The organism is Rhizorhabdus antheiae, assembly GCF_049889055.1.
Classification (GTDB): domain Bacteria; phylum Pseudomonadota; class Alphaproteobacteria; order Sphingomonadales; family Sphingomonadaceae; genus Rhizorhabdus.
Genome location: NZ_JBLTWO010000004.1, coordinates 105,642 through 123,119 on the forward strand (window position 1 = coordinate 105,642; position 17,478 = coordinate 123,119).

Genomic DNA, 17,478 nt, shown 5'->3' on the forward strand with positions numbered 1-17,478 from the left:
GCATCGCAGAGACTTGCCCCGTCCCGCTCCTCACCCCACCTTCCCGACCGACCCACCCGGAGCGTGACGGCGCATGTGCAACGAGGTGGCCCGCCGGATCGAGCTGGGCCTGATACGACAGGATTTCGCCGAGTTGCGCATCCCGCTGCGCTTCAGCGAAGGGGTGCCGAACATGGCGCCGTTGCCGAGCGTGCGGATCACGGACCGGACGGTGATCATCCGCGCCGCGCGCGATGCGTCCACCCAAGCGGCGTACGAGGCTCCCGACATGGCGCTGGCCGCCGAACTGGTCACCCGGCGATGGAGCTGGCCGGGGGCCTCGGGCAAGCCGGTCTACAACTACCGCAGCGAGGGACGCGATTTTCGCAATTCGGCGCGGCAGGGCCGCTGCCTGGTCCCGGTCGACGGATTCTACGAGTTCACCGCGCCCGCCGATCCGCGCGCGAAGCGCAAGGACAAATGGCTGTTCCGCTGGAACGCGCGCGACTGGTTCGCGATCGCCGGCCTGTGGAAGAGCGATCCCGCCATCCCCGATCCGGCCGGCGAAGCCTTCACCCTGCTCACCTGCGAGCCCGGCCCCGACATAGCGCCCTATCACAGCCGGCAGGTGGTGTTGCTCGACCGTGCGGATTGGGCCGGCTGGCTCGACGGGTCGGCACCGGCGCAGGCGCTGCTGCGCCCCACGCCCGGCGGCACGCTGAGCGTCGAGCCGGCGGGAGAACCGCGTTTGCTCTAGGCCCAGGCAGATAGGGTCCATTTTCGATCATTTTGCAGTCCCCTCGCGCTTGACCCCGTCCCGAAGCTGACGGCACCTGCTGCCCATCATCAGGGGAAAGCGACATGGCGATCATCACCGCACCGGCCGCCGGGCGCCTGCGCATGGACCTGTTCAATTTCGACCGGCTGACCGATTTCGATTCGGTCATCGTGACCCAGACGAGCAACCTGCTGGCGATCGATGTCGACGGCTATCGCTATGCCTTCACGGGCACCGGCGTTCGCTACAACGGCTTTGGCGAGCCGATCAGCGGCGCCATCACCGGCTTTCGCTTCACCCAGGGGTCGACCGTCCTGTTCGAGGCGAGCGGCTTCTCGGTCAACGCCTCGCTCTTCTATCTGCTCACCTACGCGCCAAATGATCCGCTGAGCCTGCTGCTGGCCGGCAATGACGATTATCGCGGCGGCGGCCTCGCCGACGTCGTCCGCGACGTCTTCGGTCACAATGTCATCATGGGCGGCGGTGACAGCGACACGCTCACCGGTGGCAACGGCAACGACCATATCTACGGCCAGTCGCCCAGCGGAGGGGCTGACGGCGGGGATCTGCTCAACGGCGGCGGCGGTTCGGATTATCTGCAGGGCAATGCCGGGCGCGACACGATCGACGGCGGCAGCGGATCGGACCGGATTCAGGGCGGTGCCGACGACGACAGCATCCTGGGTGGCGCAGGGCATGACGTCATCAACGGCAATCGCGGCAAGGATTTGGTCCAGGGCGGTGCCGGCAATGACGCGCTGCGCGGTGGGCAGGATGACGACACGGTCCAGGGCGGCGATGGCGACGACCTGATCATGGGCGATCGCGGCGTCGACCGGCTGGAAGGCGGCAGCGGCCGCGACGTCTTCCTGTTCGGGCCCGACAGCGCAACGATCGGGGCCGACCTCCAGGCGATCGACCGAATAGTCGATCTTTCGACGGTCGATGATGCCCTGTCACTCGGCTTTCGTCCCGAAGCGATCCTGGAGGGCAGCGTCTCGACCTCGCTCGCCGAGGCGCAGGCGCTCGCCCAGTCGCTGTTCGATCAGCGCGCCGGAGTTCACGAGGTCGCACTGATCCGGCTGAGCGGCGCCAATGATGCGGTTCTGTTCTGGTCGCAGGACGGCGGCGGCGGCGTCAACGCGGCCATCGCGCTGGGCGCGTCGTTCGTGAGCGCGTCGCTCGCCTTCGACGATTTCATCTGAGGCTCGCGGCTTATATCCACTCCTGTCACGAAGGAGTGGGCACGTTCAAACGATCTGGCTGCGCTGCGTCATCGGTTCGAAGCGGCGCATGACGACCCGGATGTCGGGGCCGACGCGGCGCTCGATGCGGCCTTCGAACAGGTCGGGGCTTATCGCCTCGGCGACAACGTCCAGCCGGAAGATCGGATCATTGGTTCCGAACATCCGCTGATAGCCGCCGCCGAAGCCGTGGCGCACGATCGTCAGCGATGCCTGCAAGGTGGTGCCGTCGAGCCGAAAGCCGCCGTGGAAGATGACATGGCCGTCGCCGCCCGCCATGCGGTCGGCCTCGACGTGAACGACCCCGCCGCGCGTTTCGTCGTCACGACAGCCAAAGGCACCGAAGCGCAAAGTCCACAGGCCCTGGAGGTCGTCGATCGTCACGCTGCCGGCCTGTGCGCCGATATCGAGCCAGCGCCCGGCAACGGGATGCCGCAGGTCGAATGCTTCGCGGTCCGGTCGTTCCATATGCCAACGCCCTCGCAACAGACTGACGTCGCGAGGGAAAATGGCTGAGCGACCGAGTCGGATACAGACCCGGTGAAATACCTGAGCATTTTGGACGAAAGTCGCGTGACCGGCGTCCCGTCAGTTGCCCGAACGACGGGCAAGGAAAGCGAGGCGCTCGAACAGCATGATGTCCTGCTCATTCTTGAGCAGCGCGCCATGCAGCGGCGGGATCGCCTTCTTGGGGTCGCGATTCTGCAGAACCTCGAGCGGCATATCCTCGACCAGCAGCAGCTTGAGCCAGTCGAGCAGCTCGCTCGTCGACGGCTTCTTCTTCAGGCCCGGTACCTCGCGGATCTCGTAGAAGATATCCATCGCGCGCGACACCAGCGTCTTCTGGATGTCCGGGAAGTGGACGTCGACGATCGCCTGCATCGTCTCGCGGTCGGGAAATTTGATATAGTGGAAGAAGCAGCGACGCAGAAAGGCGTCGGGCAGCTCCTTCTCGTTGTTCGAGGTGATGACGACGATCGGCCGCTCCTTCGCCGCCACCGTTTCGCCGGTCTCGTACACGTCGAACGACATGCGATCGAGTTCCTGCAGCAGGTCGTTCGGGAACTCGATATCGGCCTTGTCGATCTCGTCGATCAGCAGCACCGGCAGGGTCGGCGCGGTGAACGCCTCCCACAGCTTGCCCTTGCGGATATAGTTGCCGATGTCGTGAACCCGCTCGTCGCCCAGCTGGCCGTCGCGCAGGCGGGCGACCGCATCATATTCGTACAGGCCCTGATGCGCCTTGGTGGTCGACTTGATGTGCCACTGGATCAGCGGCGCACCGGTCGCCGCCGCGATCTCATGCGCGAGGACGGTCTTGCCGGTGCCCGGCTCGCCCTTGACCAGCAGCGGACGCCGCAGCGTGACGGCGGCGTTGACCGCCACCTTCAGGTCGTCGGTCGCCACATAGTTGCTCGTACCTTCGAAGCGCACGCCAATCTCTCCCGCCGGAAAACCGCTGTTTCCGGCGATAGGGTGCGACGGCGCCGCTTGTCCAGCCCTGTGGCACTGCCTTTGGGGGCGGGGTCAGAGCAGGGCTTCGACCCTTGCGCCGGAGCGCGCCTCCAGCAGATCCCACAGGCCGCGATGCTGGATCAACAATTGCTGTGCGCCAAAGACGATCGCGCGTTCGGCCGCCGGCGATTCGATCAGTTCCAGGACGCCCAGGGTCTGGCGCATCGACGGCAGCGCCGGTGGGGTGAGCGTCACGCCGAAGCGCTGCGCCGCCGCGTCGACCACCGTACGGATCGCCCGCCAGTCGAGCACCAGCGCAGCCGCCGCGCCCAGCGCACAGCCCTTGCGTTCGGACCGCGCCAGCATCTCCAGCGCGTGCCGCTGTCCGGCAACGGCGGTTTCGCAGCCGGCATGCCCCGGCGTGCTGGGCAAGGGCCCCGCCGCCACGACCGTCCGCATCAGATAGGCACGCTCCTGGGCAAAGCCCTCCGCTGCCGCATCGAGCCAGGCGCGGACAGTCTCCTCGGGCGGGCGCTGCTGTGCGAGATCAACGACGCCCGGATGGCCGCCGTGCAGGCTCGAAATCAGATGCACCGCGTCCGCAAGGTCGCGCGCCGCTTCCCGCCCACGGGCGAAGATGGCGGAGGCGATATAGGGATGGGTCTTGCCACCGTCGGCCGCGAGCAGCGTGCCGACCGCTTCGGCCGCGCCAGGACGCGCGGCCTCCTTGTGTACTTGATACGCCATACGCAACAGGTCCCGAATACAACCGGTTCACACACGATCGGCAAAGACACCGCCTCTCGCGAGACCCTCCTAGCCCAACTGCGGTAAATGCCCCGTTTACGGCGCGAACTTTATTTTGTGGCCGGCATGCGGCGGGATCTCGACTGGGCCTGCACGATGGTGAAGGCGCAAAACATCAATTCCCCGTTCACCCCATCGACGCTACAAGGGACGGCTTATGGCGCGATCATCCCGTACGAATGACTGGGGCTTTCCCCGCTGGCGAGGCTATGGCAGCGAGCGCGGGGCGAGCAAGGTGCGGATGTGCGACCGCCATGGCTGCGACCAGCCGGGCGACTGCCCCGCCCCCAAATCCCCCAACAGCCGCGAACGCTGGTATTTCTGCCCGCGCCACGCCGAGGAATATAACCGCAACTGGGATTATTTCGCCGGCCTCTCGGCCGAGGAAGCGGCAGAGCGCGAGGCAAATGAAAAGCGCGACGCGTCGGGCTTTACCGAGCAGGCCTATCATAGCTGGGGCGGGCCCGGCGACGGTCGCTGGACCCGCGACGAACTGCGCGCCTTCGAAACGCTCGAACTCGAATCGGATGCCGATTTCGAGGAGGTTAAGGCCGCCTGGCGCCGTCTCGCGAAGGCCAATCACCCTGACGTCAAACCGAACGACCCGCAGGCTGCGGTCAAGTTCCAGGCCGTCCAGGCCGCCTTCGAGATATTGCGCCGCGCCGAAGAACGACGCCCGCGCTGATCAGCCGGTAAGAACGGCCAGGCTCGCGCGCTCGCTGCGGCGGAGTCGTGCCGGTCGCGCAGGAATCGTCCCGATCCACTGCCCCGCCTTGGCCATCTCGACGAAGGCCGGCGCGACATAGGAGGACCGGCAGACGGCCGGCGTGTTGCCGAGCTGCGCCGCAACCTCGCCCAGCAATGTCTTCACCGATGTCCGCCGGTCACGCGATAACATACCTGCCGCCACCGCGCAGGCACGCCAGGTGCGGAAGGTCTTGGCGGTGCCGGTGCCGTCGGTCAGTTCGGCGATCCACTGGTTGACGTCGGCGGCGCGGACGCGCAGCCCCGAGCGCATCGCGAACAGTTCGCCCGAACCAGCGCGCTTCAGTTCCGCCAGCGCCGCAGCGAGGGTGGCGTCCTTGGCCGACAGATCGGCCCTGATGCCGTGTTTGCCATAGAAGCAGAGGCGGATCTGGTCGCCCTGGATACGGGCATGGCGGTTGAGCAGCGTCGTCGCCCCGAAGCTGCCATGCGCCGCCGAATCCGATGACCCGACCCGGATTGCAAAGCCGTCGAGCAGGCGAACCGCCGCAGCGCGCGCCTTTTCCCACGGATCGTCGCTCTCCAGCGCCTTGCGCACGACCGCGCGCAGATGCGGGAGATGCTTGGCAAAGGCCGGGAGCGCGGCGAATTTCTCTTCGTCTCGCGCTTCGCGCCAGCGACCATGATAGCGATATTGGCGGCGGCCGGCGGCATCGATCCCGGTGGCCTGCACCGGCGCATCGGGATCGGGATTGATCCAGACCTTGCGCCACGCCGGCGGGATCCCCAGCGCCAGGATGCGCATCCGCTGCCCGGCATCGGCGACGGTCGTTCCGTCGGGCGCGATGAAGCGCCAGCCCCGCCCGCGTCGCAGCCGGGTGATGCCGGGCGCAGCGTCGATCCGTTCGGCGGGGTCTATCGGGCGATGGTCCATGGCGTTGAAACGCCCGACCGGGCGAATCGCTGCGCCGCCCTGCGGTACCCCGTCAGCCTATTCGCTGCCCAGATCGTCGGGCAAAGGGTCGCGGCCGGAGATGCGGCGGGCCAGCGCCTCGCCATCGGTCAGGCTCCAGCGGCCGGGCAGTTCGATCACGCCGTCGGCGATCGGCTTGCGAACGAGTTCGGCCGCGAGCGTCTTGCCGTCGAGCGCGATCAGCAGCGGCTTGCCGACCAGCGCGCCGCTGATCCCCTCCAGCCGCTTCGCCGCATCGGGGGTCAGCGTGAGCATGATGCCGACCTTGCCGTTGATGTCGGGCAGAGCGCGTGCATCCAGCACATCGGCGGGCGCGAAGGCCTCGCCGCCTATGCTGAGCTTGCCGGTCGCGAAGGGCAGGGTCGCGGCGTGCACCATCGCGACGGGGACGGCCAGCGGCACGGCGGCGATCAGGGCCAGAGCAAGACGTCGGCTCATGCGTAACGCTCCGCGGTCGACCGGATCAGCGCGATCATGTTGGGGATGCCCTGGGTGCGGTTGGAACTCAGCTGGTTGCGGAGATCGAAGGGGGCAAGCGCGCCTTCGATATCGGTCGAACGAATGTCGGCCGGCGCCTGATCCTGCACCGTCAGCAGCACCAGCGCGATGATCCCCTTGGTGATCGCCGCATTGCTGTCCGCCAGGAAATGCAGGCGTCCGTCATCGAGCACGGTCGGATAGACCCATACGCTGGCCGAGCAGCCGCGCACCAGTGTGGCGTCGGTCTTCAGTGCATCGGGCATCGGCTCCAGCGTGCGACCCAGATCGATCAGAAGGCGGTAGCGATCGTCGGCATCGAGAAACTCATATTCCTCGCGGACATCGGTCAATTGCGTAGCTTCGGTCATGATCCTGCATCCATAAGGCGGCGAATGGCCCGCGTCATCCTGTCGCTGCGGTCAGGCGGCGACGTCGACCGGAACGAGCAAGGCCAGGAAGCGCGCCGCCGCGCGGAAGTCGGCCCGCTTGACCTCGCGGGCGCGCATCGCAAGCTCGTCCTCGCCCCATTGCTCGACCTGCCACAATTCGTCGAGCTGGCCGGCGGCGAAGGCGCCATCGACGTCGATCTCGCCTTCGGCCACCGCCAGCGCGATGATCAGCGAGCCCGATATGGTGACGAGCGGATGGAGCGCGACCATCCGGAACGGGTCATAAGCCCGGACCGCAGCCGACAGACGCTCGATCGTATCGTCGGGCTGGGGCCGGTGGATGATCCCCGTCGCGATCTCGAACTCGACGCCATAGCGCTCGCCGGCCCAGTCGAGCAGCGGATCCCAGGCTTCGCATTGGCGGGCGATCAGCTCCGACGGGCCGTCTGCGCGATAGCAGGTCAGGTCGCTTTCGGCATAGGCCGACAGACCGCGCGCAAAGGCGGGGGGATCGGCGAGCACGCGGTCGAGCGCGGCGTTGGCAAGCCCGGTCAGCTTCATGGTACGCGGGTCGATGTCCTCGCCCTGCGCGTTCCATTCGCCGACGATGGCGGATGCGAGCGCGGCGGTCGGCACGACCAGTTCGGCGCGCGCCGGGGTCTTTACCGCACGTCCGTCGAGACGGATGCCATAGCCTCCGGCCACCGTTTCGGTCGCCGCCTGTTTATAGAATCGCTTCATGCGCGCGCTGATAGCGCCAGTTTCAGGATTTCGGGAAGCTGATCCGGATGATCGGCGACGAAATGCGCGCCCTCGTCGAACAGTTCCTCCGGCGCATGATAGCCCCAGGCGACACCGATCGCGGCACAGCCCGCGTTGATCCCCATGCCGATGTCGAAGCTGGTGTCGCCGATCATCGCGCTCGTCTCGGGCAGCGCGCCCGCCTCGGCCATCGCCAGCAGCGCCATCGAGGGATGCGGCTTGGACGGGTGGCGGTCGGCGGTCTGGAGCGAGACGAACAGCCGTTCGAGCCCGTGGACCTCGAGACAATGCTTCAGCCCGCGATCGGACTTGCCGGTGGCGACCGCAAGCATCCAGCCATCGGCGTCGAGCGCGTGGAGCAGCTCGGCGACGCCGGGAAAGAGCGGCTCGTCGACCAGGCCGGCACCCCGCATCGCCTGGAAACTGCGCTTATAGGCCTCGGCCAGCTGAACGTGCAGGCCATGATCGGCATCGGGCAGCAGCCCGGCGATCGCCTGGGTCAGGCTCAGCCCGACGACGCGCCGGATCGCCGGATTGGGGGGTGGCGGCAGGCCTTCGGCGGCAAAGGCCTCGACCATCGCCCGGCAGATATTGGCCTGGCTGTCGACCAGCGTGCCATCGCAATCGAAGATGGCGAGCCGGTTCGGTCCGGTCATGCGCGGCTGCGCCCCCGCCGCTCGCCGCGTCGCGCCTTACGGGCGTCCTTGGCCCGCGCGGTCGCGATCCGGCGCTTGCCTTCCTCGGTCGTGGAGAATTTCACCTCGTCGATCGGCAGGTCGCCCTGCGACTGGGTGAAGCCAAGATTGCGCAGCGTGTCGACGATATGCTCGGGCGGCTCTGCGAAGATGTCGATCTGCCCGCCATCGGGATGATCGACCCGCAGGCGGCGCGCATGGAGGTGCATCTTGCGGCTGATCGTGCCCGACAAAAAGGCTTCCGCCCCGCCATATTTGCCGTCGCCGACGATGGGATGGCCGATCGCCGCCAGATGGACGCGCAGCTGATGGGTCCGGCCGGTATAGGGCTGCAATTCGAGCCAGCAGGCGCGATTGCCGACGCGGTCGATCATCCGGTAGCGGGTCCGCGCGGGCGAGCCTTCTTTCTCGTCGACATACATCTTCTCGCCGCCGGTGCCGGGCTGCTTGCCGATCGGCAGTTCGATCATGCCGTCCTCGATCGAGGGAACCTCGGTGCAGACCGCCCAATAGACCTTGCGTGCGGTCCGGCTGCTGAACGCCTTGGCGAAATGGGCCGCAGCGCGCGAGGTGCGCGCGAGCAGCAGGACGCCCGACGTGTCCTTGTCGAGGCGGTGAACCAGCTTCGGGCGACTCTCCGCATCGAACTGCAGCGCGTCGAGCAGCCGGTCGACGTGCATTTCGGTCTTGGTGCCGCCCTGCGTCGCCAGCCCCGGCGGCTTGTTGATCACGATCGCCTGACGATCGCGATGGATGACCAGGCTCTGCGCGAAGGCGATCTCGTCGGGGGTCAGCGGTTCGCGCGGCCGTTCAGGCCGCTTGGCTTTGGCGGCGCTCGCAGCGACCGTCGCGGCCGCGACGATTTCGGCCGGGGGGACGCGGATCGTCTGTCCGGCCTCGATCCGGTCGCCAGGCGCGGCGCGACGGCCATCGACGCGCAACTGGCCCGTCCGCGCCCAGCGCGAGACGATGTTGAAGCTGGTATCGGGCATGTGCCGCTTGAACCAGCGATCGAGACGAATGCCGTCATCGTCATAGCCGACGACGAACTGGCGACCCTCGCCGCTCTCGCTCCTGGGGGGCTCGCTCATGCGAACACCCGCGACAGGCCGACGCCCAGGAACAGCATCAGCACCGAACCCGCGACCGACGACACGGCATAAGCGGTCGCCATCAGATATTCGCCCCGGGTCAGCATGTTGAAGGTTTCGAGGCTGAACGCCGAGAAGGTGGTGAAGCCGCCGAGCACGCCCACGCCGAGGAAAAGCCTGAGCGGCTCACCATCGACCGGCGAGCGGGCGACGACACCGGCCAGAACGCCCATCAACAGGCCGCCGAGCAGGTTCACCAGCCAGGTGCCATAAGGAAAAGCAGGGCCGAGCTGGCGCAGCGCGACCGAGGATATGTGAAAGCGAAAGGCCGCGCCGATGGCGCCGCCGATCATGACAAGAAGCATTGGGGGCATGTCGGCTCCTTTAGAGCCTGATCGCCCCGCGTGAAAGCGCTTTGCGCGCCCCGGCCAGCCGGACCGGGCGCGCGCCATCCGCTTGCCCTATTTCGCCGACATGTCGACCATGACGATGGTGCCCTGGGTGCCCTTGCCCGCAGGCTGGAGCGTGATCGTCATCGGATCGCCTTCCCCATTCACCGCCGTCACCGTCGAAGCCGCACCGGTCCTGGCGAGCTTCACGCCGGTGAAGTCCGCCTGCCCGGCCGCATCGGCATAGTAGCGCGCGACCACATCGGGCGCGGCCGGGCTGACGAAGCGGATCTCGACGCGGCCATTGCCACCCTCCTTGTCGGTGACGTTGACGCCGGTCATCTTCGAACCGGGATAGAGCTTCATCCCGTCGATGTTCATGTCCTCGCCGCCCAGTTCGATGCCCGGAACCTTGATCTTGGCATCGATCCCCGGAATCGACAGCGACAGCGAGGACGGCTCGTCGGCGGACGCCATGGCGACATTGCCGCCGGCGTCGATCGAAATGGCCGCCGATTCGCCCGCGTTCGCATTGGCGTCGCCCTTGGCATCGTCGTTGACCTTGATCTCGCACGCGGCCAGCAGCAGCAATGGCAGCGCCGCCATGACGATCATCTTTCGCATCCCCGGTTCCTCATCCCATTTCGACTGCTGTGTTACTAAAACAGTACAGCGGTTGCAATCGCGTCGGTCATGGTGGAAGCTGCATGCCATGTTCAATGTCCTCTCTCTCGGCTTCGGCTTCATCGCGCTATGTGGTGCGATCCTCGGCTTCTTCCCCTTTCTCGGCTGGTTCAACTGGGCGGTGGTGCCAGTCGCGCTGATCGGCGCCGCATTCGGCATCCTGTCGCACAGCGACAGCGGCCGGCGGCTCAACAGCTTCGTGCTGGTCGTGGGCATCGTCCGGCTGATCATGGGCGGAGGGCTGTTCTGATGCCGCTTCCCGCCGATGAGGACGCCCGGCGGATCGTCGAGGCGCTGGGGCTGGCCCCGCATCCCGAGGGCGGCTGGTATCGCGAGACCTGGCGCGAGGGCGGCAGCGATGCGCCTGCACGGGGTTACGCAACCGCCATCTATTTTCTGCTCGAGGCCGGCCAGCGCTCGCACTGGCACCGGGTCGATGCCGCAGAGCTGTGGATGTTCCATGCCGGCCACGCCCTCGACCTGCTGATCGCTGCTGACGCCGGCGGTCCGACCGAGACGATCCGGATCGGCCCCGACGTCGCTGCCGGGGAGCGGCCGCAGGGCATCGTCCCCACGGGCGCCTGGCAGGCGGCACGGGCGGACAAGGGCTGGGCACTGGTCGGCTGCATCGTCGCACCAGGCTTCGACTTCTCCGGCTTCGAACTGGCGCCGCCCGGCTGGTCGCCGGCGAACTGATCCCCATCTGCCGCAGCGTCACCCCAGGGGACATGCCCGGAGGATCGCTTGCAGAATCGAGCCATGGCGTGCACGGTGCTCCCGGGCGGAGTACAGCGTAAATGGGGGCCGGGATGACACCAGCGGAGCTGCTGGCGCATTTGCCGAAGGGCAGCGTCTTTGCGGAATGCGATGAGCGGGAGCTGGCCGACCTTCTGTCGATCGGAACGCTGCAGGCGACCCGCACCAATGACGAGATTTTGACCCAGGGCGACGAGGGCACCTCGCTGGTCATCGTCCTCGACGGGGTCGTGCGCATCTCGATGGTGACCCCCAATGGCCGCGAGATCATCCTCGATTACGCCGAAGCAGGCGCGGTTCTCGGCGAGATCGCGGTACTCGACGACAAGCCGCGCACGGCGTCGGCGGTCGCGATGTGGCCGGGGCGGGTGATCCGGATTACCCGCGCCAAATTCTTCGGTTTCATCGAACGCCATCCCAGGGTCGCGATACGCCTGCTCAAGGAGATGGCGCGCCGCCTGCGCGAGACCGACAGCACGATCGAGAGCGACCGCGCCTTCACCACCGCCCCGCGCCTCGCCCGCTATCTGAAGCGGCTGACCGACCAGAAGATGCACGGCACCCGCCTGACGCGCGACCTCAGCCAGTCCGAACTGGGCAGCTTCGTCGGCATCAGCCGCGAGAATATCAACCGCCAGCTGGCAGCCTGGGCGAGCGAGGGCGTGATCGAGCTGACCCAGGGCAAGATCCGCATCGTCGACCCCGACTATCTGACCCAGATCGCCGAAGCCGCCGACTGATCGCCGGAATGCAGGAGCTGTCTGATCGGACAGACAGGTTGACGCGGGCGGCGCAGAGTCCGACAGACCGCGCCATGCAGCGAGTCACCGCCAAGATCTGCGGCCTGTCCACGCCGGAAACGGTCGATGCCGCCGTGCGCCATGGCGCGTCGCATCTGGGTTTCGTCTTCTTCCCGAAGAGCCCGCGCAACGTCGATTTCGAACAGGCGCGTTCGCTGACGATGCGGGTGCCGCCCCATATCGGCAAGGTCGGGGTGTTCGTCGACGCCGAGGATGATGTGATAGACGCGGCCGTCCGCACGGGCGGCATCGATGCGCTGCAGTTGCACGGCAAGGAAGCGCCGGCCCGCCTCGCTGCGCTGCGCCAGCGCCATCCGGGCATCGCCCTGTGGAAGGCGATTTCGGTGCGCAACCGCGCCGATCTGGACGCGGCGCATGCCTATCGCCCGGTCGCCGACGTCATCCTGTACGACGCCAAGACGCCCGAGGGCACGCTGCCCGGCGGCATGGGGCTGCGCTTCGACTGGACCCTGCTCGACGGCTTCGACCATCCGCAGCGCTGGGCATTGTCGGGCGGGATCGACACCGACAATGTCGAGCGTGCGGCCGGCACGACCGGCGCGCGTCTGATCGACACTTCGTCAGGCGTCGAAAGCGCCCCCGGCATCAAGGCTGTGGACAAGATCGCCACCTTCCTCCAACGGATCGCATCATTATGACCGCTTCGCTTACGAACACGCTGCGCAACGGACCGGACGAGCAGGGCCATTTCGGCCAGTTCGGCGGCCGCTATGTCAGCGAGACGCTGATGCCGCTGATCCTGGACCTGGAGCGCGAATATCGCGCGGCGCAGGCCGACCCCGCCTTCCATGCCGAACTCGACGACCTGATGGCCAATTTCGTCGGTCGGCCGAGCCCGCTCTATTTCGCCGAGCGGCTGACCGAGCATCTGGGCGGCGCGAAAATCTATCTGAAGCGCGAGGAGCTCAACCACACCGGCGCGCACAAGATCAACAACTGCATCGGGCAGATCCTGCTCGCCCGGCGGATGGGCAAGACCCGGATCATCGCCGAGACCGGCGCGGGCCAGCACGGCGTCGCCACCGCGACCGTCGCGGCGCGCTTCGGCCTGCCCTGCACCATCTTCATGGGCGCGGTCGACGTCGCCCGCCAGCAGCCCAATGTGTTCCGCATGAAGCTGCTCGGCGCCGAGGTCCAGCCGGTGACCTCGGGCGCGCAGACGCTCAAGGATGCGATGAACGAGGCGCTGCGCGACTGGGTCGCGAACGTCCACGACACCTTCTACATCATCGGCACAGCCGCCGGCCCGCACCCCTATCCGGAACTCGTCCGCGACTTCCAGTCGGTGATCGGCCGCGAAACGCGCGAGCAGATCATGAAGGTCGAAGGCCGCCTGCCCGACATGCTCGTCGCCTGCGTCGGCGGCGGGTCGAACGCGATCGGCCTTTTTCACCCCTTCCTCGACGATCCCGATGTCGAGATGATCGGGGTCGAGGCCGCAGGCGAAGGAGTCACCACCGGCCGGCACGCATCGAGCCTCGCCGGCGGCACCCCCGGCGTGCTCCACGGCAACCGCACCTATCTGCTTCAGGACGACGACGGCCAGATCACCGAGGCACATTCGATCTCGGCCGGCCTCGACTATCCGGGCATCGGCCCCGAGCATAGCTGGCTGCACGAGATCGGCCGCGCGCGCTACATCCCGGTCACCGATGCCGAGGCGCTCGAGAGCTTCCAGCGGCTTGCCAAGCTGGAGGGCATCATCCCCGCGCTCGAGACCGCCCATGCCCTGTCCGCGATCGAGAAGATCGCGCCGACCATGGGCAAGGACAAGATCATCGTGCTCAACCTGTCGGGCCGCGGCGACAAGGATATCTTCACCGTCGCCGAGGCCCTCGGGGTGAAGATGTGAGCACTACCCCGACGATTGCACCGGAGTCGAACGCATGAGCCGCCTGTCCGCAACCTTCGCCCGGACCCGCGCCGAGGGGCGCGCCGCGCTCGTTGCCTTCATCACCGGCGGGGACCCGACCCCGGCCGACAGCGCGGCGATGCTCGACGCGCTGGTCGAGGGCGGTGCCGACGTGATCGAACTCGGCATGCCTTTCACCGATCCGATGGCCGACGGCCCCTCGATCCAGCGCGCCAATCTGCGCGCGCTGGGCGCGGGCACGACGACCGGCGACCTGCTGGCGATCGCAAGCGCCTTCCGTGAGCGTCACCCCGATGTGCCGCTGGTGCTGATGGGCTATGCCAATCCCATGGTCCGCCGTGGCGCCGACTGGTTCGCGGCCGAAGCAGCGAAGGCCGGCGTCGACGGCGTGATCTGCGTCGATATTCCACCCGAGCAGGATTCGGTGCTCGGCCCGGCGCTCCGCGCGGCAGGGCTCGACCTGATCCGGCTGGCGACCCCGACGACCGACGCGGCGCGCCTTCCGGCCGTCCTCGATGGTGCCTCGGGCTTCGTCTATTATGTGTCGGTCGCAGGCATCACCGGCATGCAGCAGGCCGGCCAGGCGAGCATCGAGTCGGCGGTCGAGCGGCTGCGCGCCGCGACCGACCTGCCGATCGCGGTCGGCTTCGGCGTGCGCGGGCCCGAACAGGCCGAAGCGATCGGCCGCGTGGCCGACGGCGTCGTGGTCGGATCGGTCATCGTCGACCTGATCGGCGAGCATGGCGCGGCGGCCGCGCCGCATGTCCGCGATTTCACATCCACCCTCAGCGCCGCCGTCCGGCGCGCCGCGAAGGAGAAGGCCGCATGAGCTGGCTCGACCGCGTCCGCAAAAAGATCCCGTTCATCACCAAGCGGGATTCGCCCGACAATCTGTGGCACAAATGCCCGGGTTGCCAGCAGATGGTCTTCGCCAAGGAATATGAGGCGAACCTGTCGGTCTGCCCGAAATGCGGCCATCATGGCCGGATCGGCCCCGACGCGCGCTTCGACCAGCTGTTCGACAATGGCGTCTACACGCTGTTACCCGCGCCGCAGGTCCGCGAGGATCCGCTCAAGTTCCGCGACTCCAAACGCTATACCGACCGCATCAAGGAAGCCCGCACCAAGACCGGTGCGCAGGACGCCTATGCCAATGCGCGCGGCACGATCGAGGGCTTCAAGGCGGTCATCGGCGTGCAGGACTTCGCCTTCATGGGCGGATCTATGGGTCTTGCCGTCGGTGCGGCCTTCGTCGCGGGCGCCGAGGCCGCGATCGCCGACAAATGTCCCTATATCGTATTCACCGCCGCCGGCGGCGCGCGGATGCAGGAGGGCATTCTCTCGCTGATGCAGATGCCCAAGACCACGGTGGCCATCGCCAAGCTGCGCGAAGCGGGTCTGCCCTATATCGTCGTGATGACCGATCCGACGACGGGCGGCGTCACCGCCTCCTATGCGATGCTCGGCGACATCCAGATCGCCGAGCCGGGCGCGCTGATCGGCTTCGCCGGCCAGCGCGTCATCGAGCAGACGATCCGCGAGAAACTGCCTGAAGGCTTCCAGCGCGCCGAATATCTGCTCGAGCATGGCATGCTCGACATGGTCGTGTCGCGCCACAAGCTGCGCGCGGAGCTGGCGCGGCTGATCGACTATCTCTGCCCCGGCAAGAAGGCAGCCTGAGGCAGCCCGGGGGCTCCGGACCGATTTTCGAGACGGCGACAGGTACGATGGCCGACCATGCGATTTCCAGCGACCCGGCGGTACAAGCCCAGCTAGATCGGCTGTCGCTGCTGTCGCCCGGCGCCGACATCCTAGGGCTGGAGCGGATAGCGCAGCTATGCGAGCGGCTGGGCCATCCCGAGCGCCGGCTGCCGCCCGTCTTCCATGTCGCCGGCACCAATGGCAAGGGCTCGACCTGCGCCTATCTGCGCGCCGCGATCGAGGCCGCGGGGATGACCGCGCATGTCTTCACCAGCCCCCATCTTATCCGCTTCAACGAGCGCATCCGTATCGCCGGCACGCTGATCGACGATGCCGAACTGGCGGCATTGCTGGCCGAAGTGCTCGATATCTCGGAGGGCGTAGCTCCGAGCTTTTTCGAGGTCACCACCGCCGCCGCCTTCCTCGCCTTCTCGCGCCATCCGGCCGATGCCTGCATCGTCGAGGTCGGCCTCGGCGGACGGCTGGATGCGACCAACGTGATCGCCGAGCCGATGATCTGCGGCATCGCCCAGCTGGGCCTCGACCATCAGAGCTTCCTCGGCGACACGATCGAAGCAATCGGGGCGGAGAAGGCTGGCATCGCCAAGCCCGGCGTGCCGATCATGACGCTCCATTATCCGGACAGGGTCGCCAACCGCGTCGGCCAGGCGATCGGCGCGGCCGGCGGCGAATGGCATGCCAAGGGCGGCTCCTGGGACGCGGTCGCCTATCAGGGGCGGCTCCATTATCGCGACAGCCAGGGCAAGCTCGACCTGCCTCTGCCGGGGCTCGCCGGGCATCACCAGGCCCAGAATGCCGCGCTCGCTGTGGCGATGCTGCGCAAGCAGGATCGCCTCGCCATACCCGCTTCGGCCTTGCGCGCGGCGATGGGCTGGGCGGACTGGCCCGCCCGACTCCAGCATCTGCGCGGTGGCACGCTCGTCGACATGTTGCCGCCAGGGTCGGAACTTTGGGTCGATGGTGGCCATAATCCGTCGGCCGGCCGGGTGATCGGCGATTTCCTGCGCTCGCACCAGGCATCGGGTCGCCCGCTGCACATCGTGATGGGGCTTCTCGCCAACAAGGATGCCGGTGGCTTCCTGGCCGCGATGGGGCGCCTGTCGGCCAGCTTCCACATGGTGCCGGTGCCGGGGCATGAGCATCATGCCCGCGACGATCTCACCCAGATCGCCCGGCTGGCCGGTTTCGAGGCCCATTCGGCGGCTTCGGTCGAGGGTGCGTTGGCGCGCATCGCGGCGGGTGGCGGCACGGCTCCGCCGACCGTGCTTGTCGGCGGCTCGCTCTATCTGGCTGGCCGTACACTGGCCGCCAACGGCACCGTCATCGACTGAGCCGGCGCCCCACTATTGCGATTGACTCGCATTAGCTATCGTGCTTCTCTTGCCTTCCAACGGTGAGAGAGATGACCATGTCCGACGAAGCAAGCTCGACCGCCCACCTCCTGCCCCATGGCGCGCCCGACCGTTCGGGGAACAGGCTCCTGCTGCTCACCATTCGCCGGATGGGCGTCGGCGGGCTCAACGATGCCCAGGCTGCGTTCATGCTGATCGGCAGTTTCGGCTTGTCGTTCCGCCGCCCGCTGATCCTCGTCCGCGCACTGATGGCCGAAGTCGCCCGCGCGTCGCAGCGGACGATCATGATCGCGCCGTCCTGCTGCTGCCGGATGACCGATGCGGAGTCGATATTGCTGGACGCGGTCGCGGTATCGCTCGACACGCCCGGTTCGGCACATCGCGCCTTCGGCCGCCTTCTGGGTGTGGAAACGGCGATCGGGGTGCTGTCGAGCGCGCAGGCGGTGGCACAGGCCTTCGCCGATCTGGGACGCCCGCTCGACGGCTGATCCTGCGGGTCGTGCGACCCGCCCTCTCCCTCTTT

At 67.3% G+C, this 17,478-nt stretch carries 23 protein-coding genes; 12 read left to right on the forward strand and 11 right to left on the reverse strand.

The genetic code is table 11. The annotated features are described in order from the left end of the window. Positions 1-73: 73 nt before the first annotated feature. Both ACNI3R_RS09755 and ACNI3R_RS09760 read left to right on the forward strand, forming a co-directional pair. Positions 74-736, forward strand: a complete 663-nt coding sequence (locus ACNI3R_RS09755; RefSeq protein WP_426182606.1) for an SOS response-associated peptidase family protein — start codon at positions 74-76, stop codon at positions 734-736. Positions 737-840: 104 nt separating this feature from the next. Beyond that, positions 841-1,962: a calcium-binding protein gene (locus tag ACNI3R_RS09760; RefSeq protein WP_426182609.1), complete on the forward strand. Its 1,122-nt coding sequence runs from the start codon at positions 841-843 to the stop codon at positions 1,960-1,962. Between the two features lie 45 nt (positions 1,963-2,007). On the opposite strand, the gene ACNI3R_RS09765 is transcribed toward ACNI3R_RS09760, so the two are convergent. The 3 genes from ACNI3R_RS09765 to ACNI3R_RS09775 form a co-directional block, all read right to left on the reverse strand. After that, positions 2,008-2,469, reverse strand: coding sequence for a hypothetical protein (locus ACNI3R_RS09765; RefSeq protein WP_426182612.1), 462 nt, complete (start codon positions 2,467-2,469; stop codon positions 2,008-2,010). Between the two features lie 120 nt (positions 2,470-2,589). Beyond that, positions 2,590-3,435, reverse strand: coding sequence for an AAA family ATPase (locus tag ACNI3R_RS09770; RefSeq protein WP_426182615.1), 846 nt, complete (start codon positions 3,433-3,435; stop codon positions 2,590-2,592). 93 nt (positions 3,436-3,528) lie between these two features. Further along, positions 3,529-4,203: a DUF6975 family protein gene (locus tag ACNI3R_RS09775; protein ID WP_426182618.1), complete on the reverse strand. Its 675-nt coding sequence runs from the start codon at positions 4,201-4,203 to the stop codon at positions 3,529-3,531. A gap of 217 nt (positions 4,204-4,420) precedes the next feature. Here ACNI3R_RS09775 and ACNI3R_RS09780 point away from each other — a divergent pair, with 217 nt between their 5' ends. Next, entirely contained in the window at positions 4,421-4,948 is a 528-nt protein-coding gene (locus ACNI3R_RS09780; protein WP_426182621.1) for a J domain-containing protein, read from the forward strand. On the opposite strand, the gene ACNI3R_RS09785 is transcribed toward ACNI3R_RS09780, so the two are convergent. From ACNI3R_RS09785 to ACNI3R_RS09820, 8 genes are all read right to left on the reverse strand, one after another. Next, the gene (locus ACNI3R_RS09785; RefSeq protein ID WP_426182624.1) at positions 4,949-5,902 is read right to left on the reverse strand and encodes a DNA topoisomerase IB; all 954 of its coding nucleotides are present in this window, start codon (positions 5,900-5,902) and stop codon (positions 4,949-4,951) included. 57 nt (positions 5,903-5,959) lie between these two features. After that, entirely contained in the window at positions 5,960-6,379 is a 420-nt protein-coding gene (locus tag ACNI3R_RS09790) for a SecDF P1 head subdomain-containing protein (protein ID WP_426182627.1), read from the reverse strand. Further along, a complete protein-coding gene (locus tag ACNI3R_RS09795) occupies positions 6,376-6,789 on the reverse strand; it encodes a SufE family protein (protein ID WP_426182629.1) in 414 nt (137 codons plus the stop codon). The genes ACNI3R_RS09790 and ACNI3R_RS09795 overlap by 4 nt, the downstream gene beginning before the upstream one ends. A 51-nt stretch (positions 6,790-6,840) precedes the next feature. Continuing rightward, positions 6,841-7,551 (reverse strand): ATP12 family chaperone protein, encoded by a 711-nt coding sequence (locus ACNI3R_RS09800; RefSeq protein ID WP_426182632.1) that lies wholly within the window; start codon positions 7,549-7,551, stop codon positions 6,841-6,843. After that, the gene (locus ACNI3R_RS09805; protein ID WP_426182634.1) at positions 7,548-8,228 is read right to left on the reverse strand and encodes an HAD-IA family hydrolase; all 681 of its coding nucleotides are present in this window, start codon (positions 8,226-8,228) and stop codon (positions 7,548-7,550) included. The genes ACNI3R_RS09800 and ACNI3R_RS09805 overlap by 4 nt, the downstream gene beginning before the upstream one ends. Then, positions 8,225-9,358 (reverse strand): RluA family pseudouridine synthase, encoded by a 1,134-nt coding sequence (locus tag ACNI3R_RS09810; protein ID WP_426182637.1) that lies wholly within the window; start codon positions 9,356-9,358, stop codon positions 8,225-8,227. The genes ACNI3R_RS09805 and ACNI3R_RS09810 overlap by 4 nt, the downstream gene beginning before the upstream one ends. After that, positions 9,355-9,732: a fluoride efflux transporter CrcB gene (gene crcB, locus ACNI3R_RS09815; protein ID WP_426182639.1), complete on the reverse strand. Its 378-nt coding sequence runs from the start codon at positions 9,730-9,732 to the stop codon at positions 9,355-9,357. The genes ACNI3R_RS09810 and crcB overlap by 4 nt, the downstream gene beginning before the upstream one ends. 87 nt (positions 9,733-9,819) lie before the next feature. Next, complete coding sequence (locus ACNI3R_RS09820) at positions 9,820-10,371, reverse strand: hypothetical protein (protein ID WP_426182642.1); 552 nt, start codon at positions 10,369-10,371, stop codon at positions 9,820-9,822. Between the two features lie 88 nt (positions 10,372-10,459). Here ACNI3R_RS09820 and ACNI3R_RS09825 point away from each other — a divergent pair, with 88 nt between their 5' ends. The 9 genes from ACNI3R_RS09825 (at position 10,460) to ACNI3R_RS09865 (ending at position 17,443) form a co-directional block, all read left to right on the forward strand. Then, complete coding sequence (locus tag ACNI3R_RS09825; protein WP_296625299.1) at positions 10,460-10,681, forward strand: hypothetical protein; 222 nt, start codon at positions 10,460-10,462, stop codon at positions 10,679-10,681. Beyond that, the gene (locus ACNI3R_RS09830) at positions 10,681-11,127 is read left to right on the forward strand and encodes a cupin domain-containing protein (protein WP_426182645.1); all 447 of its coding nucleotides are present in this window, start codon (positions 10,681-10,683) and stop codon (positions 11,125-11,127) included. The genes ACNI3R_RS09825 and ACNI3R_RS09830 overlap by 1 nt, the downstream gene beginning before the upstream one ends. Positions 11,128-11,240: 113 nt before the next feature. Further along, positions 11,241-11,927 (forward strand): Crp/Fnr family transcriptional regulator, encoded by a 687-nt coding sequence (locus tag ACNI3R_RS09835; RefSeq protein ID WP_426182648.1) that lies wholly within the window; start codon positions 11,241-11,243, stop codon positions 11,925-11,927. Positions 11,928-12,001: 74 nt separating this feature from the next. Beyond that, positions 12,002-12,646: a phosphoribosylanthranilate isomerase gene (locus ACNI3R_RS09840; protein ID WP_426182650.1), complete on the forward strand. Its 645-nt coding sequence runs from the start codon at positions 12,002-12,004 to the stop codon at positions 12,644-12,646. After that, entirely contained in the window at positions 12,643-13,860 is a 1,218-nt protein-coding gene (gene trpB, locus ACNI3R_RS09845) for a tryptophan synthase subunit beta (RefSeq protein ID WP_426182652.1), read from the forward strand. Before ACNI3R_RS09840 ends, trpB begins: the two co-directional genes overlap by 4 nt. A 34-nt stretch (positions 13,861-13,894) precedes the next feature. After that, positions 13,895-14,710 carry a tryptophan synthase subunit alpha gene (trpA, locus tag ACNI3R_RS09850; protein WP_426182655.1) on the forward strand — a complete coding sequence of 272 codons (816 nt, stop codon included), beginning with the start codon at positions 13,895-13,897 and terminating at the stop codon, positions 14,708-14,710. Beyond that, positions 14,707-15,561, forward strand: coding sequence for an acetyl-CoA carboxylase, carboxyltransferase subunit beta (accD, locus tag ACNI3R_RS09855; RefSeq protein ID WP_426182658.1), 855 nt, complete (start codon positions 14,707-14,709; stop codon positions 15,559-15,561). The genes trpA and accD overlap by 4 nt, the downstream gene beginning before the upstream one ends. 47 nt (positions 15,562-15,608) lie before the next feature. Next, positions 15,609-16,934: a bifunctional folylpolyglutamate synthase/dihydrofolate synthase gene (locus ACNI3R_RS09860; protein ID WP_426182661.1), complete on the forward strand. Its 1,326-nt coding sequence runs from the start codon at positions 15,609-15,611 to the stop codon at positions 16,932-16,934. A 77-nt stretch (positions 16,935-17,011) separates the two neighbouring features. After that, positions 17,012-17,443, forward strand: a complete 432-nt coding sequence (locus ACNI3R_RS09865) for a DUF6628 family protein (RefSeq protein ID WP_426182663.1) — start codon at positions 17,012-17,014, stop codon at positions 17,441-17,443. Positions 17,444-17,478 lie beyond the last annotated feature (35 nt).